Origin of the sequence: Pseudomonas sp. efr-133-TYG-103a (assembly GCF_030209235.1) — a bacterium.
Classification (GTDB): Bacteria; Pseudomonadota; Gammaproteobacteria; order Pseudomonadales; family Pseudomonadaceae; genus Aquipseudomonas.
The window spans coordinates 99,432-125,354 of record NZ_JARVSK010000005.1; the positions used below are offsets into that span (position 1 = coordinate 99,432).

Annotated in this window: 23 protein-coding genes and 2 pseudogenes; 9 read left to right on the forward strand and 16 right to left on the reverse strand. The window is 60.8% G+C overall.

All coding sequences use genetic code 11. The features are described 5' to 3' along the window. Positions 1–191 precede the first annotated feature (191 nt). Both QRN36_RS04690 and QRN36_RS04695 read left to right on the forward strand, forming a co-directional pair. Complete coding sequence (locus QRN36_RS04690) at positions 192–1,394, forward strand: MFS transporter (RefSeq protein ID WP_285423007.1); 1,203 nt, start codon at positions 192–194, stop codon at positions 1,392–1,394. Between the two features lie 4 nt (positions 1,395–1,398). Next, a complete protein-coding gene (locus tag QRN36_RS04695) occupies positions 1,399–1,866 on the forward strand; it encodes a metallophosphoesterase family protein (protein WP_285423008.1) in 468 nt (155 codons plus the stop codon). Between the two features lie 5 nt (positions 1,867–1,871). Here QRN36_RS04695 and QRN36_RS04700 read toward each other — a convergent pair whose 3' ends face one another. Continuing rightward, complete coding sequence (locus QRN36_RS04700) at positions 1,872–2,663, reverse strand: substrate-binding domain-containing protein (protein WP_285423009.1); 792 nt, start codon at positions 2,661–2,663, stop codon at positions 1,872–1,874. A gap of 248 nt (positions 2,664–2,911) precedes the next feature. Here QRN36_RS04700 and QRN36_RS04705 point away from each other — a divergent pair, with 248 nt between their 5' ends. Continuing rightward, the gene (locus QRN36_RS04705) at positions 2,912–4,228 is read left to right on the forward strand and encodes a PAS domain-containing methyl-accepting chemotaxis protein (RefSeq protein WP_285423010.1); all 1,317 of its coding nucleotides are present in this window, start codon (positions 2,912–2,914) and stop codon (positions 4,226–4,228) included. Positions 4,229–4,324: 96 nt separating this feature from the next. Here the strand turns inward: QRN36_RS04705 and QRN36_RS27505 are convergent, their stop codons facing one another. From QRN36_RS27505 to QRN36_RS04715, 3 genes and pseudogenes are all read right to left on the reverse strand, one after another. Further along, entirely contained in the window at positions 4,325–5,188 is an 864-nt protein-coding gene (locus QRN36_RS27505; RefSeq protein WP_373568697.1) for a methyl-accepting chemotaxis protein, read from the reverse strand. A gap of 39 nt (positions 5,189–5,227) precedes the next feature. Continuing rightward, a pseudogene (locus QRN36_RS27510) lies at positions 5,228–6,250 on the reverse strand (methyl-accepting chemotaxis protein); the annotation flags it as partial. 262 nt (positions 6,251–6,512) lie between these two features. Beyond that, positions 6,513–6,938 (reverse strand): hypothetical protein, encoded by a 426-nt coding sequence (locus QRN36_RS04715; RefSeq protein WP_285423012.1) that lies wholly within the window; start codon positions 6,936–6,938, stop codon positions 6,513–6,515. A gap of 269 nt (positions 6,939–7,207) precedes the next feature. Between QRN36_RS04715 and rclC the strand changes: the two genes are divergently transcribed. Together rclC and QRN36_RS04725 are read left to right on the forward strand one after the other, a co-directional pair. After that, a complete protein-coding gene (gene rclC, locus QRN36_RS04720; protein ID WP_285423013.1) occupies positions 7,208–7,789 on the forward strand; it encodes a reactive chlorine resistance membrane protein RclC in 582 nt (193 codons plus the stop codon). Between the two features lie 267 nt (positions 7,790–8,056). Then, positions 8,057–9,205 carry an acyltransferase gene (locus tag QRN36_RS04725; protein ID WP_285423014.1) on the forward strand — a complete coding sequence of 383 codons (1,149 nt, stop codon included), beginning with the start codon at positions 8,057–8,059 and terminating at the stop codon, positions 9,203–9,205. Positions 9,206–9,236: 31 nt separating this feature from the next. Here QRN36_RS04725 and QRN36_RS04730 read toward each other — a convergent pair whose 3' ends face one another. Next, positions 9,237–10,472 carry a TIGR03862 family flavoprotein gene (locus QRN36_RS04730; RefSeq protein WP_285423015.1) on the reverse strand — a complete coding sequence of 412 codons (1,236 nt, stop codon included), beginning with the start codon at positions 10,470–10,472 and terminating at the stop codon, positions 9,237–9,239. A 197-nt stretch (positions 10,473–10,669) separates the two neighbouring features. After that, positions 10,670–11,587 (reverse strand): histone deacetylase, encoded by a 918-nt coding sequence (locus tag QRN36_RS04735; protein WP_285423016.1) that lies wholly within the window; start codon positions 11,585–11,587, stop codon positions 10,670–10,672. A 126-nt stretch (positions 11,588–11,713) separates the two neighbouring features. On the opposite strand from QRN36_RS04735, the gene QRN36_RS04740 reads away from it, so the two are divergent. From QRN36_RS04740 to QRN36_RS04750, 3 genes are all read left to right on the forward strand, one after another. Next, a complete protein-coding gene (locus QRN36_RS04740) occupies positions 11,714–12,277 on the forward strand; it encodes a GNAT family N-acetyltransferase (RefSeq protein WP_093464229.1) in 564 nt (187 codons plus the stop codon). A 124-nt stretch (positions 12,278–12,401) separates the two neighbouring features. Then, entirely contained in the window at positions 12,402–13,271 is an 870-nt protein-coding gene (gene tesB / locus QRN36_RS04745; protein ID WP_285423017.1) for an acyl-CoA thioesterase II, read from the forward strand. Further along, positions 13,268–13,867 carry an HAD family hydrolase gene (locus QRN36_RS04750; RefSeq protein WP_285423018.1) on the forward strand — a complete coding sequence of 200 codons (600 nt, stop codon included), beginning with the start codon at positions 13,268–13,270 and terminating at the stop codon, positions 13,865–13,867. Before tesB ends, QRN36_RS04750 begins: the two co-directional genes overlap by 4 nt. An 805-nt stretch (positions 13,868–14,672) precedes the next feature. Here QRN36_RS04750 and QRN36_RS04755 read toward each other — a convergent pair. The 10 genes and pseudogenes from QRN36_RS04755 to QRN36_RS04795 all read right to left on the reverse strand — a co-directional run bounded on the left by QRN36_RS04755 (position 14,673) and on the right by QRN36_RS04795 (position 24,843). Continuing rightward, the gene (locus tag QRN36_RS04755) at positions 14,673–15,662 is read right to left on the reverse strand and encodes an alpha/beta hydrolase (RefSeq protein ID WP_285423019.1); all 990 of its coding nucleotides are present in this window, start codon (positions 15,660–15,662) and stop codon (positions 14,673–14,675) included. Between the two features lie 4 nt (positions 15,663–15,666). After that, positions 15,667–16,554 carry a neutral zinc metallopeptidase gene (locus QRN36_RS04760; protein WP_285423020.1) on the reverse strand — a complete coding sequence of 296 codons (888 nt, stop codon included), beginning with the start codon at positions 16,552–16,554 and terminating at the stop codon, positions 15,667–15,669. Between the two features lie 157 nt (positions 16,555–16,711). Continuing rightward, positions 16,712–17,650, reverse strand: a complete 939-nt coding sequence (locus QRN36_RS04765; protein WP_285423021.1) for a LysR family transcriptional regulator — start codon at positions 17,648–17,650, stop codon at positions 16,712–16,714. 71 nt (positions 17,651–17,721) lie between these two features. Further along, positions 17,722–19,248: a tripartite tricarboxylate transporter permease gene (locus QRN36_RS04770; RefSeq protein WP_285423022.1), complete on the reverse strand. Its 1,527-nt coding sequence runs from the start codon at positions 19,246–19,248 to the stop codon at positions 17,722–17,724. Further along, on the reverse strand, positions 19,245–19,778 hold the full coding sequence (locus QRN36_RS04775) for a tripartite tricarboxylate transporter TctB family protein (protein WP_285423023.1): 534 nt from the start codon (positions 19,776–19,778) through the stop codon (positions 19,245–19,247). The genes QRN36_RS04770 and QRN36_RS04775 overlap by 4 nt, the downstream gene beginning before the upstream one ends. A 61-nt stretch (positions 19,779–19,839) precedes the next feature. Then, entirely contained in the window at positions 19,840–20,871 is a 1,032-nt protein-coding gene (locus tag QRN36_RS04780) for a tripartite tricarboxylate transporter substrate binding protein (protein WP_285423024.1), read from the reverse strand. 252 nt (positions 20,872–21,123) lie between these two features. Then, positions 21,124–21,987, reverse strand: coding sequence for a methyl-accepting chemotaxis protein (locus tag QRN36_RS27515; RefSeq protein ID WP_373568698.1), 864 nt, complete (start codon positions 21,985–21,987; stop codon positions 21,124–21,126). Further along, positions 21,979–22,773: pseudogene (locus QRN36_RS27520) on the reverse strand (MCP four helix bundle domain-containing protein); the annotation flags it as partial. The gene QRN36_RS27515 and the pseudogene QRN36_RS27520, both read right to left, overlap by 9 nt. Positions 22,774–22,971: 198 nt before the next feature. After that, the gene (gene ycaC, locus QRN36_RS04790) at positions 22,972–23,595 is read right to left on the reverse strand and encodes an isochorismate family cysteine hydrolase YcaC (RefSeq protein WP_093469747.1); all 624 of its coding nucleotides are present in this window, start codon (positions 23,593–23,595) and stop codon (positions 22,972–22,974) included. Between the two features lie 237 nt (positions 23,596–23,832). Continuing rightward, positions 23,833–24,843: an NAD(P)-dependent alcohol dehydrogenase gene (locus QRN36_RS04795; RefSeq protein WP_285423026.1), complete on the reverse strand. Its 1,011-nt coding sequence runs from the start codon at positions 24,841–24,843 to the stop codon at positions 23,833–23,835. Between the two features lie 159 nt (positions 24,844–25,002). Between QRN36_RS04795 and QRN36_RS04800 the strand changes: the two genes are divergently transcribed. After that, positions 25,003–25,914 (forward strand): LysR family transcriptional regulator, encoded by a 912-nt coding sequence (locus QRN36_RS04800; RefSeq protein ID WP_285423027.1) that lies wholly within the window; start codon positions 25,003–25,005, stop codon positions 25,912–25,914. Positions 25,915–25,923: the final 9 nt, after the last annotated feature.

Here is a 25,923-nt window from a genome sequence, read left to right on the forward strand (position 1 = left end):
CGAAATGGACTCGACGGGCGCGTGGAATGTTATCGTTTTCATGGCCGGATTACGCGGCATTGCAGGCAGTCATGCATGGCGGTCGAACGCAGGGATGCATGCCGCAGTCCATTCGCTACAGCGAATATTTTCAATACGCGGCACAGGCTTGGGCGGATAATCGTCGTCCACCCCCGTTTTCAGGAGACTTCATGACCTCGTCAGCCTCATCTTCCACGCGCGACTTCTTCATCGCCGCCTGCGCTCTGCTGATCGCCATGGTCGGCACCACGCTGCCGACGCCGCTGTATGCGATCTACCAGCAACGACTGGGTTTTGATGCGAGCTGGTTGACGATCATTTTCTCGATCTACGCAGCCGGCGTGATCGCCGCCTTGCTGGCGGTCGGCAGTTGGTCCGATCAGCTCGGGCGCAAGCCGCTGCTGATTGCCGGCCTGACGATGGGCGCGGTGAGTGCGGTGATTTTTCTGCTGAGCGATTCGGTCGGCGGCCTGCTGATCGGGCGCCTGTTTTCGGGTTTCAGCGCGGGCATCATGACCGGCACCGCGACGGTGGCGGTGATCGAGCTGGCGCCGAAAACCTGGAAAAACGCCACGCTGGTGGCCACGGCCGCGAACATGCTGGGCCTCGGGCTGGGCCCGCTGCTCGCCGGTTTCACGTCGCAATACTTGCCCGACGCGCTGCACCTGGTGTTCTACGTGCACCTGGTTTTGCTGCTGCTCGCAGCGGTCGGGATCTTCGTCATTCGCGAAACGGTGCAGCGTCCGGAGACACTGCAGCTGGGCATCCAGAAGCCTTCTGTTCCCGCCTCGGTGCGCAGTGTCTTCATCTCCGCCTCGATTGCCGGGCTGGCCGGTTTCAGCGTCGCAGGTCTGTTCACCAGCATGGTGCCGTCGGTGATGATTCACATCATGCAGGTGCACGCGGGGTTGCTGATCGGCGCGGTGATCGGCCTGTTTTTCGTCGCATCGATCATCGGTCAGGCGCTGCTGCAATGGCTGCCCAAAGCGCAACACATGACGCTGGGCTGCGTGGGCCTGATCGTGGGCATGATCTGTCTGGGCCTGAGCATCGCGACCGCGCATCTGGTGCTGCTGATTGCCGCAGGCGTGGTGAGCGGCATCGGCCAGGGCATGATTCTGCGTGCGGGAATGGGCGCCGTGACGGCCAGCAGTCCGCCGCATCAGAAAGCCGCCGTGACGTCGGCGTTCTTCGTGGTGCTTTATGTTTCGATCTCGGTGCCCGTGGTCGCAGTCGGTTTCAGCGTCAGGGCGTTCGGTCTGGAGCACGTCGGCGAATTCTTCGCATCGCTGGTGGCGGTGGTCGCCTTGCTGGCGATGATCAGCATGAAGCGGGTGCAGTCGCGTCAGGCGCAAGCTGCCGCCGGGAGTTGAAACGATGAGCGTGAAAGTCGGCCTGATTTCAGACACCCACGGCCTGTTGCGGCCTCAGGCGCTTGAGGCGCTGCAGGGGTGTGATTACCTCATTCATGGCGGCGACATCGGCAACCCGCAGATTCTGGAAGCGCTCGGCGCGATTGCGCCGCTGACCGTGGTGCGCGGCAACAACGACACCGATGAGGCCTGGGCTGCCGACGTCCCTTACGAGGCTGTTCTGCGGGTCGGCAAACTGGCGATTTATGTCACTCACATTCTTGCCGACGTGCCGGAGACGCTGCCGCCCGATGTTACCGTGGTCGTCACCGGGCATTCGCACAAACCGCTGCAGCAGACCCGGCACGGCGTGCTGTTCATCAATCCTGGCAGCGCGGGGCCACGGCGCTTCAAATTGCCGATCAGCGTGGGCGTGCTCTATATCGACGAGCACGAAGTGCGTGGCGAACTGATTGAGCTGGCGCTGAGCTGACGCGCTTACTTCGCGATCGGGTCCAGGCCACTGGCCTTGATCGCGGGCGCTGCCGCCGACGAACTCAGGAAATCCAGAAACTGTTTTGCCTGTTCGGGGTGTTTGCTCTTGGTCACGACGCCCGCCGAATACAGTGTCATCTGTTGAGCCTGATCGGGAATCAGACCGATGATGTCGATGCCGTCCACCGGCTTCAGTTCGCTCAACTGCTGGAAGCCGATTTCGGCCTCGCCGTTGGCGACTACTTCACCCACCGGTTTTGCCGGAATCATATGGCTCTTGCTTTGAATACGGTCGGCGACGTGCATCTGGTTGAACAGCACGCGTGACAGATAAACACCGCTGGCGCTGTCGGAATAGGCGATGCTCTTGGCGTCGAGCAGGGTCTGTTTGAAGGCGTCCATCGTGCTGATATCAGGATGCGGCGCACCATGACGCACGGCCATGGCGATGTAGGATTTGCCCAGATCGACGCGGGTTTTCGGATCGACCTGGCCGTCTTTGATCAGCTTGTCGAGCGCGGCGCCGACCATCAGGACGACGTCGGCAGGCTCTTGTCTGGCCAGTCGGTTGGGAATGGCTTGCGGCGTCGCGCCCATCGATGGCGCCACCTCGCCCTGCAATCTGACGCCCACGCGCTGCTCGTATTCCGGCGTGACCGCCTTGAAGGCGCCCATGATGCCGCCGGAGCTCAGAACGATCAGTTGCACGGGCGCGGAGGCCGTTGCGGCATGAGTAAAAGCCGCAGGAATGAAGGTGATAGCGGCGCTCAGCAGGTAGGGCAGGATTTTTTTCATGAAGATTAACCTGGCAGTGTTGGATGTGGATCTGACGATAGAAAACAGCGCGGGCAGTATGTGGCAATTGTGCGACGAGTAAATCCCTTTCTTGCGCACGCCCCCCTTCACTGACGCCATTGCCGGCACCAGGTTCAGTCTGACGCGCCCGTGCAGCCGACGAGGCGCCCCGCCTCTGCCTCAAGAAAGCCGGGCCTGCGCCGATGTTCATATCGATCCCCATCATCTTTGTGGAAGTTCACACCGTCATGTTCAATAAACGTCTCAAACAAGAGCTTTTGGCCCTGCGCGAGGAGCTTTCGTCCGTGGAGCAGGTGAGGAGCAGTCTGGACAGCGAGATGCTTGGCATGCGTCTGGACCCACAAGGAAGGATCGAGTCAGTCAACGGCAATTTCGAAAACGAAATGCTCTACAGGAATTCGGATCTGGCCGGTCGGTTGATCGATGACCTGGTTCCGACCCACGTCAAAGGCCTGGATTTCTATCAGCGGCTGAAAAATGCAATCAGCCGCGGCGAACATCTGAGCGGGGCATTGCGCCTGCTGCGCGGGAATGGTCAGGAGGCGTGGCTGCGCTCGATTTTGCAGCCGGTGCATGACAGCAACGGCCGGGTGAAGTACTTCACCATTCACTCCAGCGACCTGACCCGCACGATCGAAAACTCCCGCGAGCATGAGAACCTGATCGAAGCGTTGCAGCGCTCGACTGCCGTGATCGAGTTCAACCTCGATGGCGAAGTGCTCACCGCCAACCAGCGTTTCCTCGGCGCGATGGGTTATTCGCTGGCACAGATTCAAGGCAAGCATCACCGGATGTTCTGCGAGCCGGAAGAATACAACTCCCCGGAATACCGGATGTTCTGGGATAAATTGCGTCGGGGCGAATTCATCGCCGAGCGTTTCAAGCGAGTGGACAGCCAAGGGCGGGTCGTCTGGCTGGAGGCGTCGTATAACCCCATCACCGACGCGCACGACCGGCTGTACAAAGTGGTCAAGTTCGCCACGGTCATCACTGAGCAAGTCAATCGCGAGAGCGCGGTCGCGCAAGCGGCCACGATCGCCTTCAGCACCTCAAAGCAGACTGACGGCAGCGCTCAGAAAGGAGCGTCGGTGGTGCGGCAGACCGTCGAGGTCATGCATGAACTGGCCGAACACATGGAGCAGGCCGCCGAGCGCATCGCTGCGCTGGACAAGCAGTCCCAGGTGATCGGATCGATCATTCAGAGCATCAGCAGCATCGCCGACCAGACCAACCTGCTGGCACTCAATGCCGCCATTGAAGCTGCCCGCGCCGGCGAGCAGGGCCGCGGTTTCGCCGTGGTCGCCGATGAAGTGCGGCAATTGGCGTCGCGCACCAGCAAAGCCACGGAAGAAATTGTCGGTGTGGTGCAGCAGAACCAGCAATTGGCCGAGCAGGCCGTCAATGTGGTCATCAGCGGCAAGCAACAGGCCCAACAGGGCTTGGAACTGGCCGAGCAGGCGGGCGCTGTGATCGTCGAGATCCAGGACGGCGCGCAGCGAGTGGTCAGCGCGGTAGGGCAGTTCACCAATCAGCTGTCGAGCTGACGCTGCACGCGCTTCATGCGTCCGTAAACCGCTCGTTTCCTCTTAAACCAGACAGACAACTGCGCCGGGTGATAAACCCGGCGCAGGCGAGGTGCGTTACACCTTGAAGTGGCTGACCAGCATTTGCAGCTGATTGCCCAGGCGGGCCAGTTCGACGCTGGAGGCTGCGGTTTCCTCGCTCGCGGCGGCGGTCTGTTCGGAGACGTCGCGTACGTTGAGGATGCTGCGGCTGATCTCTTCGGCCACAGAGCTTTGCTGCTCCGCGGCGGCGGCGATCTGTTGGTTCATGGCCTGAATATTGGACACGGTGTTGGTAATGCTTTCCAGCGAGGTGCCGGCTTTGCGTGTCAACGCCACGCTGCTGTCAGTGAGGTTGCGGCTGCTGAGCATGATCTCCGAGACCTGACGCGTACCGTTTTGCAGGCCGGCCACCAGCCCTTCGATTTCTTCGGTCGACTGCTGAGTGCGTTGCGCCAAGCCCCGTACTTCATCGGCAACGACCGCGAACCCGCGACCCGCTTCACCCGCGCGGGCCGCTTCGATGGCGGCGTTGAGTGCCAACAGGTTGGTCTGCTCGGCGACAGCCTTGATCACGTCCATCACCTTGCCGATCTTGTCGCTTTCCTGCTCCAGCACCGTCATGGCGTCTGTAGAACGGATCACTTCGCTGGCCAGTTTCTCGATCTGGGCGATGGCCTCGCCGACGACTTTGTCGCCGTCCCGCGCTTCCATGTCGGCAGCCGATGCCGCGACGGAGGCCTGTTCGGCGTTACGTGCGACCTCGTGAACGGTGGCTGACATTTCGTGCATGGCGGTGGCGACCTGGTCGGTTTCGACCTTCTGGCTGTTGACCCCGGCGCTGGTCTGCTCGGTGACCGCAGACAGTTCCTCGGCAGCGCTGGCGATTTGCGTGACGCTGTCGCGGATGCCGCCGATCAGTTCGCGCAACGTCGTGCCCATGCGCTGGATGCCCACTTGCAGCGTGCCCAGTTCGTCCCGGCGGGTGACCACCAGGTCTTGCGTCAGGTCGCCCGAAGCGATGCGGTCGACCACGGTCAGGGTCTGCTGAAGCGGACGGGTGATCTGACGGGTAATGATGACCGCCGCCAGGGCGCCGAAAATCAATGCCAGCAGCGTGCCGCCAATCTGCAGCATGCGGGCCTGTTCGGTGTCTTTGTCGCCGAGGGTTTTCTGGATGTCGACCAGTTGCTGACTCAGCTTGACGATGGCTGCGCCTTCATCCGTCATCTCGGCACGAGCCGCGTTGATGCTGTCGTTGGCGGTCTTGAAGCCCTGCACCGAGGTGCGGTAGCCGATCAATGCGGCTTCCAGTTGGGTGAGGCGCTCAGCCTGAGTGCTGCCAAACGTGGCTTTGAGTTGCTCAAGGCCGTTGATGGCGCTCGTCAGCTGCTGGGTGGCGGCCTGTTCGGTCTTGTCGGTGACGTTGCCGGTGTAGCCGCGCACTTCGTAGCGCACCAGCATCACGTCTTCTTTGGCTTTGATAGCCGCCTGATACTGCTCGAAGCGGCGCTCGTCGGCCGGATCCAGCTTCATCACGTCGTCGTTGATGGCTGCGATCAGTCCTGCCGCTTTCACGGCATCCACACCCATGTCCGCCCGCACCTTGGCGCTGGCGCGGTAGCCTTCGCGCATTTTGTTCAGGGAACTCTGATACGCCGCAACCTGATCGCCCAGCGCCTTGATCGGCGGGACGTTGACCGGGTTGCTGAAAGTGTTCTGCAGGTATTGCTGCTGGGCCTTGAAGCCGTCCAGCGCGTTCTGCACGTTTTGCGCGACCGCTTCGTCACCATTGGACAGCATGTATTGCAGGCGGGTGATGCGCAGGTCCGTCAGCTTGGCCGACAGCTTGGAAATGTCCGAAACCCGGTCGCTGCGGTAGGTCATGTTGCCCAGGCTGGTCCAGCCGATCAGCGCAAGCAGGGCAGTGAAAACAAGTACAACACCGAACCCGAGGGCCAGTTTCAGATTGACGCTGATGTTCGCGAACCAGCTGTTCATCATGATTCTCCAGAATGTCCATTGTTCGAAATCGTCAGCTGGAGATTTGTTGTTGTAGAAACCAGCAAAACATTCAAATGTACGAATGCATCGGCGGCGTCGGAGATTTCTGAAAAAAATGTCAGAAATGAGTCGCGGGAAAATGTTTCAGCGCGTGAATTTCGCTTGAGTCGATAGCTGTGACGCGGGCGCAGGCAGGATTTGCGGGGCTCAGAAACAATCAAACCCGGCGATTGCCGGGCTGGTAGGGGAGAGAACGTCTGGATCAGCTCAGGCGGTTTGCACCGACGTGATCGGCGCCGTCAGCAGCGATGCGGCCCAGTTGAGTGTGTTCCGAACCGTTTTCAGCGACGCGGTTAGCACCGACATGATCAGCACCGTCAGCAGCGACGCGGTTTGCACCGACACGATCAGCACCATCAGCAGCGACGCGGTTTGCACCAACACGATCAGCACCATCAGCGGCGACGCGGTTAGCACCGACACGATCAGCACCATCGGCGGCAACGCGGTTTGCACCGACACGGTCAGCACCGTCAGCGGCGACGCGGCCCATGTTGGTATGGGAAGAGCCATTTTCTGCAACGACCGGAGCATTGACGTATTTGCTGGCGTCAACGGCTGGAAGTGCGAACGCGCTGGTTGCCAGTACGGAGAAGGCCAGGCCAAGGATCAGTTTGTTGGTTTTCATGATGTTTACTCCAGAACTCGTTAGTTGGTAACTTGCTATGGAGGCAATGTTACTCGGCGCTGGATTATTAAGAAGTCAATACGATTGGTAGCGAACATCGCTGCAATTGATAGTTGCCAAAGCCGCGAGCCAGAGCCTCTGGACGAATGATGAAGGTCTGTAGGCAGCGGACTGAGACGATTGCGCAAAAGCTTGAGAGGATCAGACGCAACGGTGCGTCCCGTGAACTTTAACCTTGAGCCCACTGAATACACAGAGGACTCACCATCATGTTCACGCTCAACTCACTGCTGCGCAAAGCGACACGTCTCGACACCCTCGGCATCCACCTGATCAGGATTGGTGTGGCGATCATTTTTATCTGGATCGGCGCACTCAAATTCGTCCCCTATGAAGCCGACAGCATCACCCCGTTCGTGGCCAACAGCCCGGTCATGTCGTTCTTCTACAACCATCCGCACGAATACAAAGAGCATCTGACTCACGAGGGCCAGCTCGATCCAGTCAAACGCGAGTGGCAAGTCAGCAACAACACGTACACCTTTTCCGATGGCCTTGGCACCGTCGAGATTCTGATCGGCCTGCTGGTGCTGTCCTACGCGTTCTCGAAACGGCTGGGAATGGTCGGTTCGGTGCTCGCGTTCCTGACCCCGATCGTCACGCTGTCTTTCCTGATCACAACGCCTGAGGCCTGGGTCTCGAACCTGGGTGACGCCAACTTCGGTTTTCCGTACCTCTCGGGGGGCGGTCGGCTGGTGCTCAAGGACGTGCTGATGCTGGCAGGCGGCGTGGTGATGATCGCTGACTCAGCCCGGCAACTGCTGAACGAGAAGGCCTCACGCAGCGCCTGATCAACGGCCTGCAAGCTATCCGCAACGCAGCGCCTTCGAGGCGCTGTGTGCTTTCTCCAGTCTTTTATCGAAGCGTCCGGACCATTTGGTTTCTTTATGACTGTGCGGTCGTGTTCGTCAAACAATGGCGTCAAGTTTTGCGCCGTGGTTTGTATCAGACATGAAATATTTCAACTATCGACGCTGTGCTGAACGCAATACCGTGTCACTGCCGCGAGCCTTCGCTGCCGCCGAGCGCGCTTCATAAACCGGGACGGAAGTTGTGCCATGGAACCAGTCAAGCGATTCACCACCCTCGACAGTTTCAGAGGTGTCTGCGCACTGTTGGTGGTGTTCTATCACCTGCATGTCGTGGGCTCATTTACCGAAATGCCGTTTTTTCGAAGAGTGGACATCCTGCTCAATTTCTTCTTCGTTCTGAGCGGCTTCGTGCTGGCCCATTCCTACGGGATGAAACTGAGGCTCGGGTTCAAGGACTTCTTCATTTCCCGATTTTTCCGTCTCTATCCGCTGCACTTGACGATGCTGCTGGTGTTCATTGCTTTCGAGCTGGTGCGCTGGGCGGCTTACAACAAAGGATTCAACCTCAATAACGTGCCATTCACCGGGCTGTTCGCGCCTGCGGAGATACTCCCCAACCTGCTCTTGCTGCAAGCGTGGACGACGCTGACCGAAACCATGTCGTTCAATTACCCGTCGTGGAGCATCAGCATCGAGTTCTACATTTATATGCTGTTCGGCCTGGTGTGCATTTTTTCGATGCGCAACCGTTTCCTGCTGGCGGCCTGCATCTCGGTGATCGCGTTCGTTCTGATCTTCACGGAAAACGAGCCGCTGGTGTGGCGCGCCATGCTGGGGCTCTCGTGTTTCTTCGCCGGCAACATCACGTATCTGGTCTATCGGCTGATCCGCGACCGGTTCGTGCCCGTGCAATGGTCGATGACCGTACTCGAATGCCTGCTGATGTTTGCGACGTACTGGCTGATCATGAACGACTTCGAAGATCGCTCACCCATCGCCAGTCTCATGTTCTGCCTGCTGGTGCTGGTGTTTGCGTTCGAAGGCGGGCTGGTGTCGGCGCTGTTGAAAACCGGGTTGTTCACGCTGCTGGGCAAGCTGTCGTATTCGATCTACATGACCCACGCATCGCTGCTGTTTTGCCTTTCGACCGTATTCATCGTGGCGCAGAAACTGACCGGTCGCGACATGGCGCCGATGATCGAAGGTCAACGCTACATGGACACCGGTTCATTGCTGATCAACAACGGCTTTGTCGTGGTCGTTACGCTCGCGGCTATGGGGCTGGCGGCATTGGCGCACACCTACATCGAGATGAAGGGCGTTGCGCTGGGCAAGCGAGTCATCAATGCGTCGCGGCGCAAGGCCTTGGTCAGCAAGGCGGCGATACCGGGCTGAGGCCGCCCGTGCGAAGGGATCGTGAAGCGGCTCAGCCTCGGCGCAACCACTCGACGATCCCGAACCCGGCGGCGCGTCCGCTGGCGAAGCAGGCAGTGAGCAGGTAGCCGCCGGTGGGCGCTTCCCAGTCGAGCATCTCACCGGCGCAGAACACGCCCGGCAACGACTTCAGCATCAGTTGCCCGTTCATGGATTCGAACTTCACGCCGCCCGCAGTGCTGATGGCTTCGTCCAGCGGACGCGGCCTGATCAGCGTCAGCGGCAGGGTTTTGATCGCCTGCGCCAACAGGTCCGGATCGGCGAAAGTCTCGGCGGGCGTCAGCTCACGCAACAGCGCGGCCTTGAGGCCATCGAGTCCCAACTGGCTGTGCAAATGTTTGGACATCGAGCGTGAGCCACGGGGTTTGCTCAGGGCTTTTTTCACATCCTTGATGGCTTTGCCGGGCAACAGATCGATCTCCACCACGGCGGCGCCGTGCTGATTGATCGCCTCGCGAATCTGCGCCGACAGCGCATAAATCAGGCTGCCTTCGACGCCGTTGCGGGTCACCACACATTCCCCCAGTCGCTGCGGCTGACCGCGCAGGCCGATGGCAATGTTCTTGAGCGGCGTACCCGCGAACTTGCTGCTAAGCAGTTCACTCCAGGCGCTTACGTCGAACCCGCAGTTGGCGGGCTGCAGGGCGGCGACCTGCACATCGTGCTGCTTGAGCAACGGCAACCAGGCACCGTCGGAGCCGAGCCTCGCCCAACTGGCGCCGCCCAGCGCCAGCAAGGTCGCGGCGGGCGCGATGGACAATTCGCCCTCAGGCCCGGCAATGCGCAGGGTGTTATCGGCGTTCCAGCCAAGCCAGCGATGGCGGGTGTGGATAACTACCCCGGCGTCCCGCAGGCGCTTGAGCCAGGCGCGCAGCAAAGGCGCGGCTTTCATGTCGGTGGGGAAGACGCGACCCGAGCTGCCCACGAACGTCTCGATCCCCAGGCCATGAATCCACGCGCACAGCGCCTGCGCGTCGAAACCGCGCAGCAACGGGGCGATCATCGGCGCGCGCTCGGCGTAGCGGGAGAGGAACGCCGGCCAGGCTTCGGAATGGGTGATGTTCATGCCGCCCACACCGGCCAGCAGAAACTTGCGCCCCACCGACGGCATGGCGTCATACACATCGACCCTGAAACCTGCCTGACTCAACACTTCCGCCGCCATCAAGCCGGTGGGTCCGCCGCCAATGATGGCGACTGTCTGAGCGCAAGGGGTGTTCGAGGTCATGGCGGGCTGCGGATCGATGAAAGAGGCCGCGCATTCTACCCCAGGCGTACGACGAGCGAATGATCTGTGGACAACTGTTGAGCAAAAAACGTACAGAGGGCGCCAAGCCACGCGCAATACGGGCTCTGTCGGCTTGCGCTCAGGTTATCCACAGGCCGCTCCACAGTGGATGTGGGTAAATCGACACTGAGGCAGGTTTACAGCCCTTCAGATATCCACACCCGTTGGGCGCTGTGGTGCAGGATGCCGTGACGTCGCGCGAGGGCGTGCCGATCCTTGCTGTAGCCGCCACCGATCACGGCCGTGACCGGGATATCGCGGCCCAGGCAATGACGCATCACGGCCTCGTCGCGACGGGCAACCCCCGCATCGGTCAGTTGCAGATAACCCAGGGCGTCGTCCTTGTGCACATCGACGCCGGCGTCGTAGAGCACCAGATCAGGCCGATACAGCGGCAACAGGTAATTGAGCGTGTCATCGACCACCTTCAGGTAATCGTCGTCACCCATGCCCATGGGCAGCGGAATGTCCCAGTCGCTCTGCGCCTTGCGCGCCGGAAAGTTCTTCTCGCAGTGCAGCGAGACCGTGATCGCGTCTTCGGTGTGTTCGAGGATTCGCGCCGTACCGTCGCCCTGATGAACGTCGCAGTCGAAGATCAGCACACGGTCCACCCGACCGCTCTGCAGCAGGTAATGGCTGATGATCGCCAGGTCGTTGAAGATGCAGAATCCCGCCGGATAATCGTAGTGCGCGTGATGGGTGCCGCCCGCCAGATGACACGCCAGACCATGCTGCAACGCTTTCTCGGCGGTCAGCAGCGAACCGCCCACCGCGCGCACCGTACGTCGGGCCAGATCCTCGCTCCAGGGCAGGCCCAATCGGCGCTGATCCTCGCGGGAAAGCTCGCCCTGCATGTACCTGCGGATGTAGGCAGGGTCGTGCGCCAGCGCAAGAATGTCGTCCGGGCAGACCTCCGGGCGAAACAATTGAGCATCCGTGGTCAGGCCGCTGTCGATAAGGTGGTCGTGCAGCAGCCGGAACTTTTCCATCGGGAAGCGATGATCGGGCGCAAACGTCGGGCTGTAGTCTTCGTGGTAGATAAGAGGCAGGGGCATGGCACTTACGCGTCGGGTTCGAAGGGGAATCTTGCCAGTTACGGTGGTCACCGCACAGCGATTTGCTGGGCCGGGGCGCTGGTAAACTGACGGGAAATTTGAGGTGTCGGGCAGGAGAGACGTTCAATGGAGCCGATACTCGAGCTCAGCAGCGCGCGTTTGTTGATGCGTCAGTGGCGAGATGATGATTTGCCGGCCTTCGCGCAAATGTGCGCGGATCCGCACGTCATGCGTTACTTCCCGGCGTGCATGAGCCGGCTGGAAAGCGCCAAGATGATTGGCCGTGTCCGCGGGCATTTCGCGGAGTACGGCTTCGGATTGTGGGCACTGGAGCGTAAGGATACCGGCGAGTTCATCGGCTTCACCGGACTCAACGTCGTGGGATTCGAAGCCGCATTCACGCCTGCGGTCGAGATCGGCTGGCGGCTGGCCAGAGAACACTGGGGCCTGGGCTACGCCAGTGAAGCCGCATGGACCGTGCTGGGCTGCGGTTTCGAACACCTGGAACTGGATGAGATCGTGTCCTTCACGGCCACCAGCAATCTGCCGTCGCAGAAAGTGATGCAGGCGATCGGCATGCAGAACAACCCCGCCGACGATTTCGCCCATCCCAACCTTCCGGAAGGCCATCCGCTGCGGCCTCACGTGCTGTATCGGATCAATCGCCAGGGCTGGCTCGCGACGCTGTGATTGCGTGCGCGAAACGGGCTGCAAACTCTGTATCATTTCGCAATCTTCCACGGCGTCGTCTTGACCGGCCCGTGGCCTGTTTTGTGATGACTGGTGTGTGATGACCGTTTGCGAGGAACCCCGAATGAGCCATGTGCTGGATGATCTGGTAGCGCTGTTGAGTCTGGAACCCATCGAAGAAAATCTCTTCCGCGGGCGCAGCCAGGACCTTGGCTTTCGTCAGCTGTTTGGTGGGCAGGTGCTGGGGCAGTCACTGTCGGCGGCCAGCAAGACCGTTGAGGACGAACGCCACGTGCACTCGTTGCACGGCTACTTCCTGCGCCCGGGTGATGCGCATCTGCCGGTGGTTTATCAGGTCGACCGTGTGCGCGATGGCGGCAGTTTCAGCACGCGTCGGGTCACGGCCATTCAGAAGGGCAACCCGATCTTCACCTGCAGCGCTTCTTTTCAGTACGACGAAGAAGGGTTTGAGCACCAGAGCCAGATGCCGCAGGTGGTCGGACCGGAAAATCTGCCTTCGGAACTAGAGTTGATGCGTCAGCGCGAGCACCTGATTCCCGAGCACATGAAGGACAAGCTGCTGTGCCCCAAGCCAATCGAATTCCGGCCGGTCACCGAGTCCGACCCCTACAACCCCAAACCGGCCGATCCGGTCAAATACGTGTGGTTCCGGGCTGACGGCTCGCTGCCGGACATCCCCGCGCTGCATCGGTACATGCTCGCCTATGCCTCCGACTTCAACCTGCTGACCACCTCGCTGCTGCCCCACGGCAAGACGGTCTGGCAGAAGGACATGCAGATCGCCAGCCTTGATCACTCGCTGTGGTTTCACGGCGAACTGCGCGCGGACGAGTGGCTGCTCTATGCCATGGACAGCCCGTGGGCCGGCAATTCCCGCGGATTTTCACGGGGCAGCGTTTACAACCGGGACGGCAAGCTGGTGGCTTCTGTCAGCCAGGAAGGGTTGATTCGTCACCGCAAGGATTGGTCATGAGGCTGGCGCAGCTTCGGCATTGGGTGTTCGACATGGACGGCACGCTGACGGTTGCTGTCCATGACTTCCCGGCCATCAAGCGCGCGCTGCAGATTCCGCTGGAAGACGACATTCTCGGTCATCTGGCTGCATTGCCCGCCGACGTTGCGGCCGCCAAGCACGCGTGGCTGTTGGAGCATGAGCGCGAGCTGGCCATCGCCTCACGACCGGCGACAGGCGCTGTCGAACTGGTACGCGAACTTGCCGGTCGCGGTTACCGGCTGGGTGTTCTCACGCGCAACGCCCGCGAGCTGGCCCACGTGACGCTGGAAGCCATCGGCATTGCAGACTGTTTCGCCGTCGAAGACGTCCTCGGACGTGACGAGGCGCCACCCAAACCCGACCCCGGTGGTCTGCTCAAACTTGCTCAGGCCTGGAACGTCGCCCCCGCTGAGATGGTGATGGTGGGCGACTACCAGTTCGACCTGGCCTGCGGCAAAGCGGCCGGCGCGCGCACCGTGCTGGTCAACCTGCCCGAAAATCCATGGCCGGACCTCACCGATTGGCATGCCGAAGACTGCCGGGTGCTGAAGACGATGATCGGCGCGGGTGTTTGACGGAAGATAACGCCGCAGCATTTCCGTGGACCAACCTGCAGGAGGCCTGGCGGAGACGCCGAGTAATGTCCGCGATTCCCTTGTAGGAGCGAGCCAACTGGCTTTAACGCCCCTTTCGATCAGCGGGGTAACGCCCGACGCCTTCCCGGCTAAAGCCGGTCCTACAAAGAAGTCGCAGCGTCTGTAGGACCGGCTTCAGCCGGGAAGAGGCCGGTGCAGACTGTGGAGATGCAGCAGTTGAAAACAAGTCTTCGCGGGCAAGCGCGCTCCTACGGTTCGGAGGCCTGGTCGGGAAGTCGGGTAATTCCGCAATACCGTTGTGGGCGTGAGCCAACTGTCTTTCACGCCCCTTTCGATCCGCGGCGTAACGCCCGACGCCTTCCCGGCTAAAGCCGGTCCTACGAAGAGGTCGCAGCGTCTGTAGGACCGGCTTCAGCCGGGAAGAGGCCGGTGCATGCTGTGGAGATGCAGCGCTTGGAAACAAGTCTTCGCGGGCAAGCGCGCTACTACGGTTCGGAGGCCTGGCGGGGACGCCGGGTAATGTCCGCAATCACCCTGTAGGAGTGAGCTTGCTCGCGAAAAGACCCTGCCATCCGCTGAAGATGCAGCGGTTGAAAACAAGTCTTCGCGGGCAAGCGCGCTCCTACGGTTCGGAGGCTTGGCCGAGAAGTCGGGAATGTCCGCAATCACCCCGTAGGAGCGCACTTGCCCGCGATGGCGGCGGGTCGGTCGGCGACGAAGTCTCAGGCCTCACCCCATCGCGAGCAAACTGAAAAAGGCGCGATCCGACACGCGCCCGTCACGCTCAATTGCCCTTGAACAACGCCGTCTGACCTTCGGGAGAGGTGAACATCGCGTCGCCGTTGTGACCCACATTTTTCACTTCGACCAGTCGCTGGTTCAGGCCTTCGGGGTGGCGCTTGGTCAGATAGTCGAAATAGTTGTGGCCGCGCGCCAGGCGCTGCGGGCCTTGGGCTTCAGCGCCGCAATCCTTGTCCAGCGCCGGGTGCTCGGGGTCGGTGTCCAGCTCGCCCAACAAGTAAGTGATGTCGCGTTTGACGTAGGCGGCTTCCAGCTCAGCGGGCGTTTCCTTGCCGGCATACGCAGGCAGTTTGTTCAGACCGTATTTCCAGGTATCGAACGTCGGGCAAGTCGCGGCATCCACGGACACCGGCCGTGTCGCATCGAAATAGGCATACGACGACGGGTTGGCGATCACATAGCGCAGCTTGATGCCTTCCTTCTTCAACAGCGCGTCTTCCTTGCCCCCGATCATCGCGTAACGCTGCACGACCTGCGCGCCGCCGGAGTGGCCGGCAATCACGACTTCTTTCAGATTCGGGAACAGCTTGCTGTCGCTCAGGCGCTTGAGGATATGGTCGATGACCACGAACGAGCTGACCGGTTTGGCGCCGATCGACTTGTCGCCCGCCATCCAGTCGTTACCCCGCCAACGCAGGACCGCATCGGGCAAGTGATGGGCGACGATGTCTTTTTCGTCGAGAAACTGCGGCGCGATCAGCAAGGTTTTCGAGCGCTGTCTGGATTGGTTGGCAGCGCGCTCGGCGCTGCGCAAATAAGTCTGTGCGTTGCGCAGGCGGCCGTGAAAAATGATGACCACCCGTTGAATCTGCGGGCTGGGCTTGACCCAGTTCTGGCTCAGGCCCAGCGTGGCCTGAGTCGTTCCGTTGATCAGCAGCCGGTCCGGGCTGATGGATTTGACCGCCTGATCCGCAGCATGAGCAGTGATGCTCATCAGGGTGCCCAACAACAGGATCGAAAGCGGTTTCATCATGTGATCAGAGGCTCTTGGCGGCGAAGGTATCGCATTGGTTGATTTGTCCCTGGGCAAAACCTGTCTTGAACCAGCGCACCCGCTGGGCAGACGTCCCGTGTGTGAACGAGTCCGGTACGACGCGCCCCTGGCTTTGCTGCTGCAGGCGGTCGTCACCAATGGCGTTGGCGGCGTTCAGCGCCTCTTCAATATCACCAGGTTCAAGCCAGTTCAAACGCTTTTGTGCGTTGTTGGCCCAAACTCCGGCAAGGCAGTCAGCTTGCAGTTCCTGGCGGACCAGCAGACCCGCGTCGCCCTCCATGCGCATGCCACGCTGGCGGGCGGCGTCAACTTTAGCCGAAACCCCGAGCAAGGTCTGCACATGATGGCCAACTTCATGTGCGATCACATACGCCTGGGCAAAATCCCCGGCGGCCTTGAAGCGCTGGGACATCTCTCGGAAGAATTCCATGTCCAGATAGACCCGCTGATCGCCCGGACAGTAAAACGGCCCGCTGGCCGAAGACGCGAAACCGCAGGCGGACTGCACCTGGCCCCGGAACAGAATGAGGGTTGGATTCTTATATTGCCGGCCGCCTTGCTGGAAGATCTGGCCCCACGTGTCCTCGGTATCGCCCAAAATGGCACGCACGAAATCCGCCTGCTCGTCGTTCGCTGGCGGCGCCTGGCGCGTCTGGGGATTGACCCCCGTGGATTGCTGCGTGCCCATCTGTCCGGCAATCTGCCCCAGAATCTGCATCGGGTCCTGACCGGTCAACAAACCGATGGCGACGATGATCACGATGCCGCCCAGGCCCAGGCCCTTACCGCCAATGCGCATCCCACCCCCGCCACCGGTGTCGTCGCGCGCATCGACGACGTTGTCACTGCGACGTCCTTTTTTCCAGAGCATGGTGGAATCCTCTTTTAGTCGTGTAGGAAGTGTAGACGGCAGGGGAGGCCGATCGTCTGACTGCTGGGACTAAGAGGTGGAAACGGAGGGAATGGTTCAGGGCACGCCGCGATGACGTCACGCTGAACTGACCGCATGCATGAGCGACCGTTAAACGCTAGTTACCGCCTTGCTCCGCCTTCACCGAGTTGATGAACGCCTGCATGGCCGATGACTGGATGCGATGCCTGCGGGTGATCAGGCCATAAGGTGGCAGGCGTGCTTCGAAGCTGATGGGCAGGACGGCCAGGAGGTCTCGCCCGGCGTAGTCTTCCACGACTGAAACCGGCGTGATGCCGAGCATGTCGGTGTTCTGGACCAGCGAGAGCAGCGTCATGATCGAGGTGGTTTCGACGATGCTGTTGGGGATGTCGACGCGGGCGTTGTGAAAAACCTGATTGACGATCGCGCGCATCGGGCTTGGGTGTTGTTGCAGCACCCAGGTTTCGTTCTGCAACGCGGCCCAGCTCAGGTCGGTGGCGTGGACCAGCGGGTTCTGAGCGCCTGCGATCACGCAGAGCGCCTCTTCGCCAAGGCTGTCGAAAAGCAGTTCTTCCGCCCGGGCGCCGCCGGGAATCCGGCCCAGCACGACGTCGAGCTGATCTTGCAACAGGGCTTGCACCAGCACATCGCTGGTGTCGACCTGAATGCTCATCGACAACCGCGGATGGCTTTGTTTCAAAGTGGCGATGGTGCGCGTCAGCAACCCGGACGCCAGGGCGGGAATGGCGCCGACCGCCACGCGCCCCAGATTGCCGGACTCCAGCGCCACCAGTTCCTCGCGCATGCCGCTCAGTTCCGCGAACACCATGCGTGCGTAATAGATGACCGTGTCGCCAAACGGGGTCGCGCGCATGCCTCGCGGCAGGCGCTCGAACAGTTCGACCCCCAGCAGGTCCTCCGCCTCGTGCAGCATCTTGGTGGCGGCCGGCTGGGTCATGCCGATGTTATCGGCGGCGCGGCGCAGCGAACCGAATTCCTGCAAGGCCAGCATCAGCCGCAACTGGCGCAGGCGCAGACGGCTGTGGATAACATTGGCCTCGGGAATCCTGGTCATGTGATTGGCTCGCGTAGAAGGGTGCGGCGAGCCTGACAAGAACTGCAGGGCATTTCCAGCATTGCGTGTCATCACAGCGTTTTCGGCTTGATTGCGTGACGATTGCGCCAGCCGAAGACGGTTTTGATGCCCGCCGAAATCAGCGGCCAGAACAGCATCAGCAGCGCCGCGGTGGTCAGGCTGCCGACCAGCGGATTGGACCAGAAAATACCCAGATGCCCGTCAGAGAACAGCATCGACTGACGAAACGCATCTTCGGCCTTGTCGCCCAGTACGGCCGCCAGCACCAGCGGCGCGATGGGATAGCCGAGTTTCTTGAACAGATAACCCAGCGCGCCAAAGCCCAGCATCAGCAGCACGTCGAACATCGAGTTGTGGACCGAGTACGCGCCGATCGCGCACACCATGATGATGATCGGCGCGATGATCGAGAACGGAATCCGCAGAATCGACGCAAACAGCGGCACCGTGGCCAGCACCACCAATAAGCTGACCACGTTGCCCAGATACATGCTGGCGATCAGGCCCCAGACGAAGTCGTGCTGCTCGGCGAACAGCGTTGGGCCCGGATGCAGGCCCCAGATCATCAGGCCTCCGAGCATGACTGCGGCCGTTGCCGAGCCTGGAATACCGAGGGTCAGCATCGGCAGCAGGGCGCTGGTGCCTGCGGCATGGTCGGCGGTTTCCGGGGCGATGACGCCTTCGATTTCACCCTTGCCGAAGTTGTCGCGGTTCTTCGAAAAACGGCGCGCGATGCTGTAGCTCATGAACGACGCTGCGGTCGGGCCGCCCGGTGTCACACCCATCCAGCAACCGACGACAGTGCTGCGCAGGATCGTGAACCAGTAACGCGGCAATTTCGCCCAGGTCCGCAGGATCACCATCGGCGTGATGCGCGCATGCTCACCACGGAACACCAGACCTTCTTCAACCGTGCAGAGAATCTCGCCGATCCCGAAAAGCCCGATCACCGCGACTTCAAAACTGATGCCAGTCATCAGCGCCGGCTGATCGAACGTCAGGCGCAGGTTACCGGAAACCGTGTCCATGCCGACCGCCGCCATCGCGAAACCGATCATCATGGCAACGACGGTTTTCAGTGGCGGATTCTTGCTCATGCCGATGAACGTGCAGAAGGCGAGCAGGTACACCGCGAAAAACTCGGGCGAGCTGAACGTCATGGCGAATTCGGCGATGCGCGTGGACAAAAACGTCAGTAACAGCACGCCTGCCAGCGCGCCGATCAGCGCTGAACTGAACGCGGCCGTCAGGGCTTCGGCGGCGCGGCCTTCCCGGGCCATGGGATAGCCGTCGAAGGTCGTCGCGACCGATGACGGTTCGCCGGGTATGTTGAACAGGATTGAGGTGATCGAGCCCCCGAACAGCGCGCCCCAGTACATGCACGACAGCAGGATGATGGCCGACACCGGCGACATCGTGAACGTGATCGGCAACAGCAGCGCGACGCCGTTGGGCGCGCCGAGTCCGGGAAGAACGCCGACCAGAATCCCCAACAGAACGCCCACGACCATCAGACCGATGTGACCGGGCGTGAGGATGAGGTTCATGCCCTGCAGCAGAGAGTCGAACTCGCTCATCTCAGCGATCTCCCGGCCATGGCGATCCAGTCGCCCATCGGGCCTGCGTCCAGCGGGACCTTGAACCACAGGTCGAAAATCAGATAACTGGCCAGCACTGCACCCACCGACACTGCGACGATCATGGGTTTGCCGTACGGCTTGGTGCGGACTTTGTCACGCCACATGAACCAGGCGATGAACACGGCCGAGGCGACGTAAATGCCGGAGAACGGCATGGCACAGACGAACAGGGCGATGGGGATGAACACCGACAGCACCTGGCGGAATGCGCCGCGGCTGACGAAGCTTGTGCTCAACGGTTTCCAGCGAATCAGCGTCAGCACGCCGTTGGCCAGGCTTGCCGTCGCCAGTAACAGCCCGATGTAGAAGGGGAAGTAACCCGGTTCCGGGCCGGCGTCGCCCCAGCCGATGCCTTGCTCGACACTGCCGGACATGACTACCGCGCCGATCAGCAGGGTGAAGAGGGCGAGCCCGAGTTCGACCCAACGGGTGCAGACCAGCGAAGACGAGTGAGAAGAATGTGCCATCGAACACCTCCAGCGAAGGACCGACACTGCCTGCGGCGCAGGCAAGCGGCGGCAGGGCGGATCAGTTACGCAGCCAGCCGGCTTCCTTGAACACCGGGGTCACGCGGGCGGTGTCTTTCTCGATATAGGCGGTCAACTGATCGCCTTCCAGGAAGGTCGGCACCAGCGCGTTCTGTCTCACGTAAGCCTTGAACTCCGGCGTCTCCGACACCTTGCGCATCAGTTCGGTGTAGAACGCCCGCTGCTCGGCGCTGACATTGCCGGGCATGAACACCGTGCGCGGGAAGCGGTACTGATCGATCCCCAGGCCGGCTTCGTGGCAGGTGGGCACGTCCGACCAGGACTTGTCGCCGGCGACTTTGTCGGTGTAACCCATGCGCTCCTTGCTGAACACGCACAGCGGCTGCACTTGATCGCCGCGCCACTGGCTGATGCTTTCGGCGGGATTGTTGACGTTGGCGGCAATATGTTTGCCCGCCAGCTGGGTCGCCGCTTCGCTGCCGCTTTTGAAGGGGATGTACACCAGCTTGGTGTTGTTGGTCTGATTGAGCAACAGGGTGAGGGTCTGGTCGACGTCCTTGGACTGGCTGCCGCCCATGCGCAGGTTCGACGCATTGGATTTGACGGCATCATAGAAGCCTTTTGCGTCTTTCCACGGCGCATCCTTGTAGGTCCAGAGGATGAAGTCATCCTCGGCAACCGCCGCAACCGGCGTCAGTTCCTGCCATTCATAGCCAAGCTTGGAAACCAGCGGCAGCAGGTAAATGTTGTTGGTGGCGATGACCAGTTTGTCGGCGTCGCCCTTGGAGACCTTCATGTCGAGGAAGGCTTCGGCGCCGTTGCCGCCGCCTTTGTTCAGGACCACGGTGTTGACGTCCAGCAGCTTGTGGGTGCTGATGATCGACTGGATCAGGCGACCGAGCTGATCAGTGCCGCCGCCAGGACCACCGGCCACGACGATCTCGACGTTTTTGTCGGGTTGCCAGGCGGCGAGAGCGGGGGTGGAAAGACCCAGAACGGGAAGCGCGGCGGCGCAGGTCAGCGTACAGCCGAGCAGCAAACGGGACGCGCGTCGAAAAGATGCGGTTCGCATGGTGATCCTCTTTCTTGTATTTGTTATGAGAAGCCGACCTGTCGATCGGCCATGCGAGGAGTGTGTGAAAGTTGCTATGTCGCGTCTACTCAAAACATCACATACACCGATAGCCTGAGGTTATAGCGGCGCAGGGCTAGGCAAAGAACGATGAGGCGCCAAAGGTCGGCCTTGTCGTTGTCCGGCGTGATATGGGCGCAGGCCCTGCCACATAGAGTGACTGACAGAGCGTGCCGCCCGTGATCGTATCGGTTACATCTTGAAATTAAGCACCAGCCGGTTGAGCCCCACGGCCAGTTGCGACAGCTCCGAACTGGCGGCGGAGGTCTGATTGGCACCCGCCGATGTCTGCAGCGACAGGTCGCGAATGCTGGTCAGGTTGCGGTCCACTTCACGCGCCACTTGTGCCTGCTCCTCGGTGGCGGAGGCGATGCTCACGTTGCGCTCGTTGATGTGCACGATGGCCGCCGTGATTTCTGCGAGCGCCCGGCCCGCGGCCTCGGCGACTTCAAGACTGGCACGCGCTTTCTCGCTGCTCTGGCCCATCGCGTCGACGGCCTTGCTGGCACCGGACTGAATCGAGCCGATCATCTTCTCGATCTCGGCGGTCGATTGCTGCGTGCGATGAGCCAGGGCGCGCACCTCGTCGGCCACCACCGCAAAACCACGTCCGGCCTCGCCAGCGCGCGCCGCTTCGATGGCCGCGTTGAGGGCCAGCAGGTTGGTCTGATCGGCGATGCCGCGGATCACATCGAGCACGGCGCTGATGTTCTGCACTTCACCGGCCAGCCCATCGATCTCGACCGCCGTGGTGCCGACGGTGGTGTGCAGTTCTTGAATGACCTGCAGCGTCTCATCGACCCGGCGCGTGCCGTTCTCGGCAGACTGCGTCGAATGACGCGCCGCTTCAGATGCGTGTGCAGCATTGCGCGCCACGTCTTCCACCGCCGTGCTCATCTGGTTGATCGCGGTGGCAGCCTGATTGATTTCGTCGTCCTGACGCTGAATGCCACGCAGGGCGTCTTCGGTGACGGCCGTCATCTCCTCTGAGGTCGATGCCAGCTGGTTTGATGAGTGAGACAGTTCGGACAAGGTGGTGCGCAGGTTCTGCTGCATCACCGACAACGCCGCTAACAGACGGCCGGGTTCGTCCTTGCCGTCCACCAGAATCGGCTTGCCCAGATCGTTTTCGGCAATCTGTTGAGCCACAGCCAGGGCCTTCTGGATCGGCGCCATCAGGCTGCGAGTGAAGAGGGTGGCGATCAGCAGGGTCGCAACCAACGCGATCAGAATCGCAGCGATCACCACACGAATCGCCTGAGCGTAGGTGTCATCGGCGGCTGCGTCCGAGGCTGCCATCTTCTGCTGCGCAAGGTCCGAAACGGTGGCGATATCCTTGGCCAGCAGGTCGGCGGCGCGGGTTTGCTCCCCGCCGGGCTGGGTCATTGCCGTGATCACGTCCTCACGTTTTTGCGCGACGGCCTGCAAATAGCGGGAGTGAACTTCGAGGTAGGCAGACAGGTTGCCTGCCATCGCGGCATAAGCCGCCAGTCCTCGCTCGGTCAGCAACAGCGGCTTGAGTTGCTTGACGTCCTTTTCCAGATCCAGGCGACCTTGATCGACGCGTTTGCGCGCATGAGCAATGGCGTCCTCGTTCTGCGCGGCTCGCAGACTGGTGTTGCCCAGGCGAATGGTCAGCAGATCGTTCTTGATCTGATCGATGGCGAGCAAGGTCGGCAAGACGTTGTCCTGCAATGTCTCCCGCGTTTCCTTCAGCCGGGAAGCCTGTTGCAGGGAAAACAACCCAACGGCGGTAATCAACAGGGCGAAAAAGCCGAAACAGGTCAATGATCGAGGAGCGATATTCAGACTGCGCAGATTCATCGGAGAGAGCCTATTCATATATATGTATTTGCCTATCGACTTCGATTCTCTCAGCTTTAGGGCAAATGGCCATCTATTTTGGCGTTTTTACCTCATGTCCGATGCGCGGGATGGGTGAGTGGGCCAGAAATAAACAAGCCAGGCCCGCATGAGCAGGCCTGGCTTGGGTGACAGGGAAAAGTTCAGATCGGCCGCGCCGCCTGATGCGCCAAGGGGTTATTGCTTGCCGGCGAGCGCGGTGTAGCTGTTCATCAGATTGCGATAGTTAGGGATGCGCTGCGACAGCAGGTTACCCAGGCCTTCGATGTCGTTGCGCCAGTCGCGATGCAGCTCACAGGCCACGGAGAACCAGTTCATCAACTGGGCACCGGCCGCCGACATGCGGTTCCAGGCCGCCTGTTGTACGCCCTCATTGAACGTGCCTGAGGCGTCGGTCACCACGAACACGTCGAATCCTTCGGCCAGTGCGCTCAGGGTCGGGAACGTCACGCAGACATCAGTCACGACACCGGCGATGATCAGTTGCTTGCGGCCGGTCGCCTTGATCGCTTTCACGAAGTCTTCGTTGTCCCAAGCATTGATCTGACCTGGACGGGCGATATAGGGCGCGTCCGGGAACATCTCTTTGAGCTCCGGCACCAGTGGACCATTCGGGCCTTGTTCGAAGCTTGTGGTCAGGATCGTCGGCAGGTTGAAGAACTTGCCGCAATCCGCCAAGGCCAGAACGTTGTTCTTGAACTCGTTCGGCGAGAAATCCTGCACCAGCGATATCAGACCGGTCTGGTGGTCGACCATCAGCAGTACGGCGTCGTTCTTGTCCAGGCGCTTGTAAGTAGTCATCGGTGCATTCCTTTATGAGTCGAGAAAGTTAAGAGTCGAAAGCGGCGCCGCATCTGGCGGATGGCTCAGTGGCTGCGGCATGGGGTGTACTTTATGGATGCTTCGAAACGTTAACAATCCAGCTAAAAGGAGACTCACTGATTCGTTTTTGGGGACAGTTGAAGATGTGTGATATCGGGACCACAACCTGGCCCCGATACACGTGCGGCATCACGTCGGGATCTACGCCGAAGGGCGTCAGGAAATCTTGATCACGACTTTGCCGAACGCACCTTTCGCCAAGTGCTCATAGGCCTGCCGCGCTTGCTGGAAGTCGTAAACTTTGTCGATCACGGGTCGAATCGCGTTCTGATCGAGAAAGGCGTTCATCCGGTCAAACGAAGAGCGGGGCGCGACGGCAATGCCGCGCAGGGTTGTCTGGTGGAAGATCAGCGGCATCAGGCTCAGTTCGGTCGTCTGTCCTGTCAGAAAGCCGATCTGGGCGATCTTGCCTGCGGCCTTGGTTGCAGCAATCGACTGATTGACTCCTTTGCCTCCAGCGACATCCAGAAGGAGATCCACGCCCTTACCGCCGGTGAGCTCCAGGACCTTTTCTTCCCAGTTGGCGTGGGTTCGATAATTCACGCCGGCGACAGCGCCAAGCTTCACCGCGGCGTTCAGATTATCGTCGCTGCTGGACGTCACAATCACATGGGCGCCCAGAGCCGTCGCCAGCTGGATGGCGAAAATCGACACCCCGCCGGTGCCTTGCACCAGCACCGTTTCGCCCGCTTTGATCTGACCGTAATCGACTAACGAATACCATGCCGTCAGCGCGGCAATCGGCAACGTCGATGCCTCTTCGTCAGACATGTTGTGAGGCGCCATGACGGCGCTGTCTTCGTGGATGATCATGTATTCGGCCAAGCCTCCGGGCAATGGAGAGCCGAAGCAGAAATCCGGTTCGTTCGGGCCGGGCGGGCCGTCGATCCAGCGGGAATACAGGTGCGAGTTGACGCGGTCGCCCACGCTGAAACGGCTGACGCCATCACCCACTGCGATCACGGTGCCTGCTGCGTCGCTGACCGGAATCAACGGCTTGGGCACTGTGTGCGGCTCGTAGATGCCGTCAACGATTGCCTTGTCGCGGAAGTTGAGCGAAACAGCGCCGACTTTCACCAGCAGTTCGCCGGCCTTGGGCTCGGGTGTGGGCGTATCGCTCAGGGTCAGATTGTCGAGACCGAAGTCGTTGAGAAGCCAGGCTTTCATGTCGTTTCTCCAGAAGAGTCACCGCATCGTCGGTGAAGTGCCGCCATTGTTGTACGCCGGCGTACGGCAATAAATGCCTGGATGCCCAACTGACTGTTATGCTCTGGAGCAACAATGGATGCGTGAAACTTCTTTCGTCAGGCAATAAACGGGGTCGCCATGGAGTTGCTTCAGTCAATGCAGGTGTTCGCCCGCGTCGCCGAAATGGGCAGCTTCACTCGGGCCGCGGATGCCAGTCAGATCGGGCGGCCCCAGGTGACCCGCGCCATTCAGGAACTGGAAGCTTCGCTTGGCGTAAGGCTTTTTCAGCGCACGACCCGGCGGGTCAGATTGACGACCGAGGGAGAGCAGTTTTACGAGCGTGTGATGGGCATCCTGGGCAGCATTGCCGAGACCACGTCCATGTTCGCCCCATCGGGCGCCTCACTGCGCGGGAAACTGCGCATCGACATTCCCACGGCATTTTCTCAGCCCGCATTCATCGCCAGCTTGCGGGCTTTTGCTGTCGCTCATCCGGACATCGAAATGACCCTGGGTGTCACCGACCGGGCTGTAGACCTTGTGGCGGAAGGCGTTGACTGCGTGCTGAGGATTGGCGAGCTGCCGGACTCGAGCCTCGTCGCACGGCGCGTCGCAATGGCAACCATGATTACCTGCGCCGCGCCAGACTATCTTCAGACCTATGGCGAGCCGCACACGCCCGATCAACTGGCCCACCATCGAGGCGTGAATTTCCTGTCCGGCCAGAATCGTCGGCAACTTCCGTGGCAATTCTTGCAGGACGGCAGCGATACGAGTCACGTGAGCCGTCATGGCATCCTCGTCAATGAGTCCAGTGCCTACGTGCAGTGCGGAGTTGCAGGCTTCGGCATCCTTCAGGCACCCGGTTTGACCCTGGACCGATACCTTGCCGACGGCTCACTGGTCGAGGTGCTCAAGCGCTACCGACCACGGCCCAGGCCTGTTTCCGTATTGTACCCGAGCAGGTCACAGCTTGCGCCTCAGGTTCAGGCATTCGTTGACTGGCTGATGCAGAGCTTCCCGGCGCTTTACGATCGCTGGCTGGAGTGACAACCGCCT

Coding starts and splice junctions, on each gene's coding strand:
- QRN36_RS04695 (WP_285423008.1), top strand. CDS start 1,399: ATGAGCGTGAAAGTCGGCCTGATTTCAGACACCCACGGCCTGTTGCGG.
- QRN36_RS04735 (WP_285423016.1), bottom strand. CDS start 11,587: ATGCCCCTGCCTCTTATCTACCACGAAGACTACAGCCCGACGTTTGCG.
- QRN36_RS04755 (WP_285423019.1), bottom strand. CDS start 15,662: ATGATGAAACCGCTTTCGATCCTGTTGTTGGGCACCCTGATGAGCATC.
- QRN36_RS04795 (WP_285423026.1), bottom strand. CDS start 24,843: ATGAAAGCCTGGCTTCTCAACGACTTCGGTCTCGACAATCTGACCCTG.
- QRN36_RS04750 (WP_285423018.1), top strand. CDS start 13,268: ATGAGGCTGGCGCAGCTTCGGCATTGGGTGTTCGACATGGACGGCACG.
- QRN36_RS04765 (WP_285423021.1), bottom strand. CDS start 17,650: ATGACCAGGATTCCCGAGGCCAATGTTATCCACAGCCGTCTGCGCCTG.
- QRN36_RS27515 (WP_373568698.1), bottom strand. CDS start 21,987: ATGCAGCAGAACCTGCGCACCACCTTGTCCGAACTGTCTCACTCATCA.
- QRN36_RS04690 (WP_285423007.1), top strand. CDS start 192: ATGACCTCGTCAGCCTCATCTTCCACGCGCGACTTCTTCATCGCCGCC.
- QRN36_RS04705 (WP_285423010.1), top strand. CDS start 2,912: ATGTTCAATAAACGTCTCAAACAAGAGCTTTTGGCCCTGCGCGAGGAG.
- rclC (WP_285423013.1), top strand. CDS start 7,208: ATGTTCACGCTCAACTCACTGCTGCGCAAAGCGACACGTCTCGACACC.
- QRN36_RS04760 (WP_285423020.1), bottom strand. CDS start 16,554: ATGCTCTGGAAAAAAGGACGTCGCAGTGACAACGTCGTCGATGCGCGC.
- QRN36_RS04770 (WP_285423022.1), bottom strand. CDS start 19,248: ATGAGCGAGTTCGACTCTCTGCTGCAGGGCATGAACCTCATCCTCACG.
- ycaC (WP_093469747.1), bottom strand. CDS start 23,595: ATGACTACTTACAAGCGCCTGGACAAGAACGACGCCGTACTGCTGATG.
- QRN36_RS27505 (WP_373568697.1), bottom strand. CDS start 5,188: ATGGGCACGACGTTGCGCGAACTGATCGGCGGCATCCGCGACAGCGTC.
- QRN36_RS04730 (WP_285423015.1), bottom strand. CDS start 10,472: ATGACCTCGAACACCCCTTGCGCTCAGACAGTCGCCATCATTGGCGGC.
- QRN36_RS04700 (WP_285423009.1), bottom strand. CDS start 2,663: ATGAAAAAAATCCTGCCCTACCTGCTGAGCGCCGCTATCACCTTCATT.
- QRN36_RS04740 (WP_093464229.1), top strand. CDS start 11,714: ATGGAGCCGATACTCGAGCTCAGCAGCGCGCGTTTGTTGATGCGTCAG.
- QRN36_RS04775 (WP_285423023.1), bottom strand. CDS start 19,778: ATGGCACATTCTTCTCACTCGTCTTCGCTGGTCTGCACCCGTTGGGTC.
- tesB (WP_285423017.1), top strand. CDS start 12,402: ATGAGCCATGTGCTGGATGATCTGGTAGCGCTGTTGAGTCTGGAACCC.
- QRN36_RS04725 (WP_285423014.1), top strand. CDS start 8,057: ATGGAACCAGTCAAGCGATTCACCACCCTCGACAGTTTCAGAGGTGTC.
- QRN36_RS04800 (WP_285423027.1), top strand. CDS start 25,003: ATGGAGTTGCTTCAGTCAATGCAGGTGTTCGCCCGCGTCGCCGAAATG.
- QRN36_RS04715 (WP_285423012.1), bottom strand. CDS start 6,938: ATGAAAACCAACAAACTGATCCTTGGCCTGGCCTTCTCCGTACTGGCA.
- QRN36_RS04780 (WP_285423024.1), bottom strand. CDS start 20,871: ATGCGAACCGCATCTTTTCGACGCGCGTCCCGTTTGCTGCTCGGCTGT.